The following is a 6930-nucleotide window of genomic DNA, read 5'->3' on the forward strand; positions in this document are numbered from 1 at the left end:
ACCGTCAGGATTCATAGTCACTGCGACTACTTGTCTCCTGATGAATATGAAAAATTGTATGAAAGGGTGAAGTCTCTGTCAGTTGCTTAACTGACAGAACCTCTCATTTTAATTTGTACTAAATCTTGACGCAGGACCATATCCATGAAAGTTGCAAGTGCATCCTCCGCTTTCATATCAATTTTTCTAAACGATTTTGCCATATTCTTTCTTATCTTAACCTATCAAAATGTGTCATTACCTACAACTACTAATATGTTTTCAATACTGAACTATAAACCCTCTCTCATCATCTTCCACAGGAATCTTTTCCTTCTTCAAATCATAAATATCAATATATCTATCATTCGCCAAAGATTTTAGGAACATATAAATTTCCTGCTCCGAGCCCTGAATTTCAACTGTAACAGAACCATCATATTCATTTTTCACATACCCTGTCAGGCGATACTGGTTGGCAATATAATTGGCCTTGTATCTAAACCCAACACCTTGCACACGGCCTGAGAAAACCATGTGATATCTAACTAATTCTTTCACTTAAATAATCATCCCTAATCAACTATATCGCTGCATCAATCTTATCAATCAATGTAATATCTGCTGGAAGCCAATCTACATCACCAAGCTGTTCCTTTGTAAGCCACTTGGCAGCTTCGTGCTCTTTTAATACCAAATCTCCACTTACTATTTCAGACCAGAAGCAATCCATCGAAAGATGGAAAGTGGGATAGTCATACTCAATAGTATCTATCAACTTGCCGACACTTATTTCTGTATCAAGTTCCTCCATAATCTCACGCTTAAGAGCTTCCTGTGGAGTCTCACCTTCTTCTATCTTTCCACCAGGAAATTCCCAGCCATCTTTGTAATCTCCATAACCACGTTGGGTAGCAAAGATAATAGGTTTATTCTGTTCATTTTTGGCTTTAATTACTGCTGCAACTACACGTATTGTCTTCATCCCTACTCCTCATCAAACCCGAAGTATCGCATTTCATTATACTTGGCATTGGCTTCTTCGCTGGCTTTCTTTTCACGCCATCTATCTATATCGCTGCAAATAGCAAGGGCCTCGTCGACAATAAGCTCTGCAGTATTGGGCTTTACGTTGTAAAGATATGCCATCATCCGTTGCATTGCCTTTGGGCTACCTAACATCTTTGCAATCTGCTCTCCCAGCTCATCTGGAAATCCCAGACTTCTTATGGTCTGCACCAATTCATCCCTGCTTCTAGCCCATTCTCTCTTAAAATCCATTCTGCCTCCTAAATGCGATACATGCCATTCACATTAAAACTCCCCACCGAAAAATGCCTTGGCGGGGAGTGATTTTAAATCTATATAGTGTCGGATATTCGCCAAATATTCTTTTCAAATCGTTCTTCCGATAAGAACTTTTTATAAAAAAGCGAATATAAATCCCATACCTCATCCTTATCGCGGCACTTTTTCTTGCCAGCTTCCAAGATGATGAATTTGACGCCAAAACATTCCACACGCAAACCGGTATCATAACAATTGTTGCGCAGATAAAATCCCAAGCGCCTGGTCTGAAGTCTTTTTTGCTCCTCGTCATCTGTGTAAGCTGGGTCTTCTACCTCTCCTATGATTCTATCTGCATCACCAAGATAGTCATCTATCAAAGTGAGAAGATTGGCTCCTACACCCTTATTTCTGTTCTCTGGGAAAATTGCTATGTAGTCTACAAGATAGCTGTTTTCCTGCTTAACCATAAAAGTGTAGCCAACTATCTGCTCATTTTCAAAAAGTCCAAAGCAATCATAAAAGCCCTCCTGCACCGACTTTAGAATCATATTCAGTGGTTTAAGCTCATCCTTTGGAAAATCTACAACCATGTGCTCTTGATAAAGCTTTGTTATTTGGTTTTCATTTAATCGTTGTAATTTCATTCTCTTTTCTGGTTTAGCACCAGGTGCTTTCATTTCCTCTCGTAAATTTACATCAAGCTCTTTCCGCTGCCCCAGGCATCGCCAACCTTCTCGCCAACTACATGGTAAGCATTGTTGAATGGATCAAATGTAATAGGCTTAACTTTGCTCACATCTACTTTACCATCTGTAAGAGCAGATTCATCAACGCTTACATTAACAATCTCGCCCTTTAGGATGCAGTTGTCGTGGTCGTAGCTCTTGACCTTACATTCCAGGCAAACGGCCAATTCATTAATAATAGGTGCATTCACATGGTTACTCTTTGTAGCTGTAAATCCAGTCTTTGCAAACTTGTCAGCATCCTTATTTCCAGATGCAATACCTACATAATCGCATGCTGCCACATGATCTGCATCTGCCATACTGATGGTAAAAGCTCCTGTCTTCTCAAAATTCTTGCAGGTCTTATGTCCTACCGACAGACAAACTGAAACCTCATTTGATTCACTAATGCCACCCCAAGCGGCGTTCATAGCGTTAGGAACACCATTCTCGTCGTAAGTTGCGATAATCCACACTGGCTGTGGATAACTTAGTGGCTTTGCTCCAAAATCTTTTCTACTCATAGTTGTATCCTCCTATTCAAATATAAACTATCGATTTACAACAATTAACTAGTTTTATGAAATTTTCCTTAATCACACAAACATCCTAATAGTTACGTGCGCACCCATTATTTATACCAGTATTGTAAAAAAAGCCCTGATTTCTCAGCGCCCTTGCCTGTTAAAAAGATACTTTAAACCAACTGCCCTTGTAGCATTTCTTTTAGCCCATAAGCCTAGTTAATAGCCTGGTTCTAATGTATTAAATCTCAGCCTGCACTATATGACCAAAATTTAATTCATCTTTATATAAGTCATACACATAAGCCGAACTTTCGCGATATAGTCCAGTATCCACATCTTGCAACTTATCAAAAATCTGCGATTCATAGAAATAATTCATTGCATCTTCATAATCAATTTGCATATCCTTCGAAATCATTTCCACTACATCCTGCACTACAAACTCTATTAATTGTTTTTTCTCATTCATAACTTACCTTCCTCAAAAGTGAAATAGCTTTCTCAGTATGAAATGAATACTGTGATGATGTCTTTTTATATATCATACCTCTTAACAAGGTATCAAAATCTATTACTTCATTTTCATATTGCCTGAATAGCATGGCCATATTATCATCAGCAACAGGCCCAATTACAATGTCAAATTTGGAATCCAAATTGCAAAGCAGACTGGAATAATCTGAAAAATCTCGATTTCTGTTATTCATAACAAATCTTGCCCATTCTTCCGATGTCTCTAGTCCAAAATCTTTAATATTCAAATCTGAACTCGTAAAAATAGAATCTTCTATTTCATAAATATTTAGTACAGGATTTCCACCATAAATCCTTGATACTCGTTCAGCCATTCTTTCAGCTTGCTCCGGAATATCGGTTAAATAGAATCCTCTTCCAAAATCCTTATTTGGTCTACATGCTGATAAGCTAATATTCTTAATGTCAACATTACTTCCATGATAAAGAATCATACATTGCCTCCATTTCGTCTACAAAGAACTTGAAGATCTTCAACAACATTTTCAAATGAAAGTAAGTGTTCCTCTTCATAAAAGTCTTTTAAAAACGCTATACCTTTATAGTCCCTAAGATATCTATATGCCTCTTTAACACTCATATTAAATGTATCAGCAAACACGTTTACGCAAGCAACTGTGTAATTAATCAATCTTCTCTGATAGCTCATATCCAGACCTCACAACCTCAATAAACTAATATTAGTCTAACATACTTTTGCCTCTATTCATATATACATACTATTGATAATCGCCTAGATACAGATGAACTTATCATCAACTATCTCATGTATTAGGTTCCATAGTTATCCCCATACTTTTTTATAATTCATTATATTTTGCACTGCTGCCTTTAGCCTTCTCCACTGGATACTTAGCCTCGTTCTGATCCATCTTTTTATTGATGATTTCATCAGGGTCTACACCAAGCTTATCTGCTAGATTCTGGCAATACACCATAACATCAGCAAGCTCTTCCTTTACGTGTTCCACATCATACTTTTCATCATCCCACTGGAAACACTCAAGCAATTCCGCTGCCTCTATCACTATAGACTTTGCTAAATGAACTGGTGCATGGAACTGGTCCCAGTCACGGTCTTCAGTAAATTTTCTGATTCTAGTAATTGTTTGTTCTGTCATTATTCTCAATCCTCTAACTTATTCACCTTTAAAAGCAGAAAATATATCTATAGAAGCAGCCATCTTTTTAAGTTCCGTAAGATGTTCCTTCAAATATCTTTCCAGCTGCTGCACTTCGATTTCTGCGAAGCCATCATTCTTGATTATTTTGCAGTCAGGGATTTTTCCTTCAGCTGTTCTAACGCCATCGTTAAAGGTGACAAAGGCATACTTGTCCCCTTGCTCGTTCCTGCAAACAGCAGATACTGACATGTTTAATTCCCCTGCTTTCAAATCTTCCATCTCATCCCCCGATAATTATTTAAAAAGACCACCAGCAATATCCTTGATTTCTTTCATATCAATCTTTCCATCGGCAAGAGCTTCCTTAACCTTCTTAACATCAGCTTCATCAACCTTGACACCAGCCTTGTCTAATAATTCCTTTGCTTGCTTAACATCCGCAGCTTTAAGCTTGTCCAAAAGATCCTTGTTTCCCGCTACTTTTGTAATAATGTCCTTTACATCCATTTTCAAATCCCCCTTGTCTTTAAATTAAACTACACTTCTAGTTCAATATGTGTAGTTATCTCTAATTGGTATTAGTTTAACACTTTCAGTGAGATAGTTCTAGCTTTAGGCGCTTGTTATCATTTGGTGAACTTATCTACTGTAGCTATCTATCAGCCTATGTCCACAAAAGCCCAGACTCTATAACTCGAGCCTGAGCTTTCTACATCTACAAACATTATTTGTGATTTATCCCCTCAAGAATCTCCCTTAGCGACCTAGGTTCATACCCCATCCATGGCTTCATGCAACCTACATTGATTGCCACTGGATGAGTGTCATGTAAATGACCACAATTAATCTTCATATCACTAAGTGCCTTCAGATACATTTCATCCTCGATGCTATTATGGGTGTGACCATACAAATGTATCCATCCTCGCCCCATATTTTTCCAACTAAATATTGGATAATGGCTTAACACAAGGTCATAATTTTTTCCTTCAAATGAATCATGCACTTCTTTGTAATCACATATTTCCGAAAACAATTGCTGATATCTGTAATCTGATACATCATCATGATTTCCTTTAACAAGAACCTTTTTGCCTTTCAAAGTTGAGACGTAAGCAATCAGATTTTCCTTTTGTCCACGTAAACTCATATCTCCTAGAATATAAACGGTATCTCCATTTGTTATTCTATTATTCCAATGTGTACGTATGTATTCATGCATGGCTGAAATATTGTCAAATGGCCGATTGTCAAATCTAATAGCAGCATCATGAAATAAATGTAAATCACTAATATAGTATTTCATCAAAATCTCCTCCAAGTCATCTATACTTCCAGAATATAAACCATACTAACCAAATACAACCTGAGCTCGATTTTTCTGAGCTCAGGTTATAGGGTTTATCTCGAGAATTCAAATTTATCTACAGCTTCAATAAATTCATAACTAATGTTGTCATGATATCTTTCTCTTCTGGATTTGATTCTGCAATCATAAGCGTAATAGCAACGAGCGCTCCATCACTAATAACTTTTTGCCCATCTCGTATTAATGCTTCGTTCTTATCCAAAAACTCTAGAAAAAGCGAGGCTGCTATTCTCTTACAGCCATCAGCAAAAGGATGATCTTTTATCATAAAGTACAAAAGATTTGCAGCCTTTTCTTCTAGTGATGGATATACCTCGCCGCCAAATACATCTTGATATACTGCTGCAAGAATTCCTTCGACTTTTCCAGTTTCTTTTTCAACACCAAATACATCTGAACTAAAACTGTCCTCCATATGATTAATCATATTTCTACAATCTTCATATGTGATTCGATAAACAGGCTTATTTCCATTTGGTTTCTTCAATGACTGATGATCGTACTGGTCTAAAAGAACTAACGCATCAGTATATAGATTGACTGCTCTTAGAACTTCTGCCTCTTCAATCTCCAATGTATTTGCAATAATCTTTGATTGAATTTCCACTGTCTTGTTAAGAGCTGCTAAGCGTTTTTCGTTTATAGCATAGCCCTTCATGATATACTGCTTTAAAACATTATTAGCCCATCGTCTGAATTCTATACCACGTTTGGATTTCACACGATAACCGACAGAAATAATCATATCCAAACTATAATGCTCAACATTATATCTTTTTCCATCACTAGCAGTTGTCGCAAAATTTGCGACAACTGAATTATCAAGTTCCTCCCTTAAAGCATTATTAATATGCTTGCCAATTGTCTTAACGTCACGGCCAAATAATTCTGCCATTTGCTGCCTATTTAGCCAAACATTCCCTTTATCCACTGGAACAGAAAGCTTTACCTCCTGATCCTTAGTTTCAAATAAAACTATTTCATTTTTCATTGAATAAGCTCCTCTTATATCTAACTTTTATTCTATCGTTTTACGCCTATAAACTCTACTTTGAATTATCATCCTCCACTACACTCAAATCTTCGTAGTCCTCTAGATTACCGCAAAAGGGAATCTTTTATGTTCTATTATTAACCATCCTCTCTCTCTTGTCATTGAACTTGTAGTTCAGTGGCAATTACGCTTATTGAAAAACTAATGTTTTCTCATAATCTATGATTACTAAAAATAATTATACTAATGTAAGCGTAGTTACAGCTTACGGTGTTAGGATATTAAAAAGCTCCCTCGAACCGCTTAAATTAGCAGTTTGAAGGAGCTTTTATTTCGTCTGGGATTTCTTTTGACCATGGCAAAAGTTTTTCAATTATTTCTTTTG

At 36.8% G+C, this 6930-nt stretch carries 13 protein-coding genes; all 13 read right to left on the reverse strand.

Annotated features, from left to right (window positions below):
- Positions 1-261: 261 nt before the first annotated feature.
- On the reverse strand, positions 262-540 hold the full coding sequence (locus IJ535_RS08870) for an acylphosphatase (protein ID WP_294301508.1): 279 nt from the start codon (positions 538-540) through the stop codon (positions 262-264).
- A gap of 22 nt (positions 541-562) precedes the next feature.
- Positions 563-964, reverse strand: a complete 402-nt coding sequence (locus tag IJ535_RS08875; RefSeq protein ID WP_294301511.1) for a (deoxy)nucleoside triphosphate pyrophosphohydrolase — start codon at positions 962-964, stop codon at positions 563-565.
- A 2-nt stretch (positions 965-966) separates the two neighbouring features.
- Positions 967-1260, reverse strand: a complete 294-nt coding sequence (locus IJ535_RS08880; RefSeq protein WP_294301515.1) for a hypothetical protein — start codon at positions 1258-1260, stop codon at positions 967-969.
- Positions 1261-1340: 80 nt separating this feature from the next.
- On the reverse strand, positions 1341-1946 hold the full coding sequence (locus IJ535_RS08885) for a GNAT family N-acetyltransferase (RefSeq protein ID WP_294301518.1): 606 nt from the start codon (positions 1944-1946) through the stop codon (positions 1341-1343).
- A gap of 14 nt (positions 1947-1960) precedes the next feature.
- Positions 1961-2521: a flavin reductase family protein gene (locus IJ535_RS08890; RefSeq protein WP_294301520.1), complete on the reverse strand. Its 561-nt coding sequence runs from the start codon at positions 2519-2521 to the stop codon at positions 1961-1963.
- A gap of 241 nt (positions 2522-2762) precedes the next feature.
- The gene (locus IJ535_RS08895) at positions 2763-2993 is read right to left on the reverse strand and encodes a hypothetical protein (protein WP_294291341.1); all 231 of its coding nucleotides are present in this window, start codon (positions 2991-2993) and stop codon (positions 2763-2765) included.
- Positions 2986-3492 carry a DUF3990 domain-containing protein gene (locus IJ535_RS08900; protein ID WP_294291344.1) on the reverse strand — a complete coding sequence of 169 codons (507 nt, stop codon included), beginning with the start codon at positions 3490-3492 and terminating at the stop codon, positions 2986-2988. Before IJ535_RS08900 ends, IJ535_RS08895 begins: the two co-directional genes overlap by 8 nt.
- Positions 3489-3707, reverse strand: coding sequence for a DUF3791 domain-containing protein (locus IJ535_RS08905; protein ID WP_294291347.1), 219 nt, complete (start codon positions 3705-3707; stop codon positions 3489-3491). Before IJ535_RS08905 ends, IJ535_RS08900 begins: the two co-directional genes overlap by 4 nt.
- Positions 3708-3858: 151 nt before the next feature.
- Positions 3859-4179 carry a nucleotide pyrophosphohydrolase gene (locus IJ535_RS08910; RefSeq protein WP_294301522.1) on the reverse strand — a complete coding sequence of 107 codons (321 nt, stop codon included), beginning with the start codon at positions 4177-4179 and terminating at the stop codon, positions 3859-3861.
- Positions 4180-4197: 18 nt separating this feature from the next.
- Positions 4198-4461: a hypothetical protein gene (locus tag IJ535_RS08915; RefSeq protein WP_036948076.1), complete on the reverse strand. Its 264-nt coding sequence runs from the start codon at positions 4459-4461 to the stop codon at positions 4198-4200.
- Between the two features lie 15 nt (positions 4462-4476).
- Positions 4477-4689 carry a hypothetical protein gene (locus IJ535_RS08920; protein ID WP_294291355.1) on the reverse strand — a complete coding sequence of 71 codons (213 nt, stop codon included), beginning with the start codon at positions 4687-4689 and terminating at the stop codon, positions 4477-4479.
- A 217-nt stretch (positions 4690-4906) separates the two neighbouring features.
- Positions 4907-5488 carry a metallophosphoesterase family protein gene (locus IJ535_RS08925; RefSeq protein WP_294301537.1) on the reverse strand — a complete coding sequence of 194 codons (582 nt, stop codon included), beginning with the start codon at positions 5486-5488 and terminating at the stop codon, positions 4907-4909.
- A gap of 118 nt (positions 5489-5606) precedes the next feature.
- A complete protein-coding gene (gene rhuM / locus IJ535_RS08930; protein ID WP_294301540.1) occupies positions 5607-6542 on the reverse strand; it encodes a RhuM family protein in 936 nt (311 codons plus the stop codon).
- Between the last annotated feature and the right edge of the window lie 388 nt (positions 6543-6930).

The organism is Pseudobutyrivibrio sp., assembly GCF_017471675.1.
GTDB lineage: Bacteria > Bacillota > Clostridia > Lachnospirales > Lachnospiraceae > Pseudobutyrivibrio.

Excerpts from the sequence above, each read along its gene's own strand:
- IJ535_RS08895 (WP_294291341.1), bottom strand. The coding sequence starts at position 2,993 with ATGAATGAGAAAAAACAATTAATAGAGTTTGTAGTGCAGGATGTAGTG.
- IJ535_RS08905 (WP_294291347.1), bottom strand. The coding sequence starts at position 3,707 with ATGAGCTATCAGAGAAGATTGATTAATTACACAGTTGCTTGCGTAAAC.
- IJ535_RS08890 (WP_294301520.1), bottom strand. The coding sequence starts at position 2,521 with ATGAGTAGAAAAGATTTTGGAGCAAAGCCACTAAGTTATCCACAGCCA.
- IJ535_RS08875 (WP_294301511.1), bottom strand. The coding sequence starts at position 964 with ATGAAGACAATACGTGTAGTTGCAGCAGTAATTAAAGCCAAAAATGAA.
- IJ535_RS08920 (WP_294291355.1), bottom strand. The coding sequence starts at position 4,689 with ATGGATGTAAAGGACATTATTACAAAAGTAGCGGGAAACAAGGATCTT.
- IJ535_RS08910 (WP_294301522.1), bottom strand. The coding sequence starts at position 4,179 with ATGACAGAACAAACAATTACTAGAATCAGAAAATTTACTGAAGACCGT.
- IJ535_RS08925 (WP_294301537.1), bottom strand. The coding sequence starts at position 5,488 with ATGAAATACTATATTAGTGATTTACATTTATTTCATGATGCTGCTATT.
- IJ535_RS08885 (WP_294301518.1), bottom strand. The coding sequence starts at position 1,946 with ATGAAAGCACCTGGTGCTAAACCAGAAAAGAGAATGAAATTACAACGA.
- IJ535_RS08915 (WP_036948076.1), bottom strand. The coding sequence starts at position 4,461 with ATGGAAGATTTGAAAGCAGGGGAATTAAACATGTCAGTATCTGCTGTT.
- IJ535_RS08900 (WP_294291344.1), bottom strand. The coding sequence starts at position 3,492 with ATGATTCTTTATCATGGAAGTAATGTTGACATTAAGAATATTAGCTTA.
- IJ535_RS08880 (WP_294301515.1), bottom strand. The coding sequence starts at position 1,260 with ATGGATTTTAAGAGAGAATGGGCTAGAAGCAGGGATGAATTGGTGCAG.
- rhuM (WP_294301540.1), bottom strand. The coding sequence starts at position 6,542 with ATGAAAAATGAAATAGTTTTATTTGAAACTAAGGATCAGGAGGTAAAG.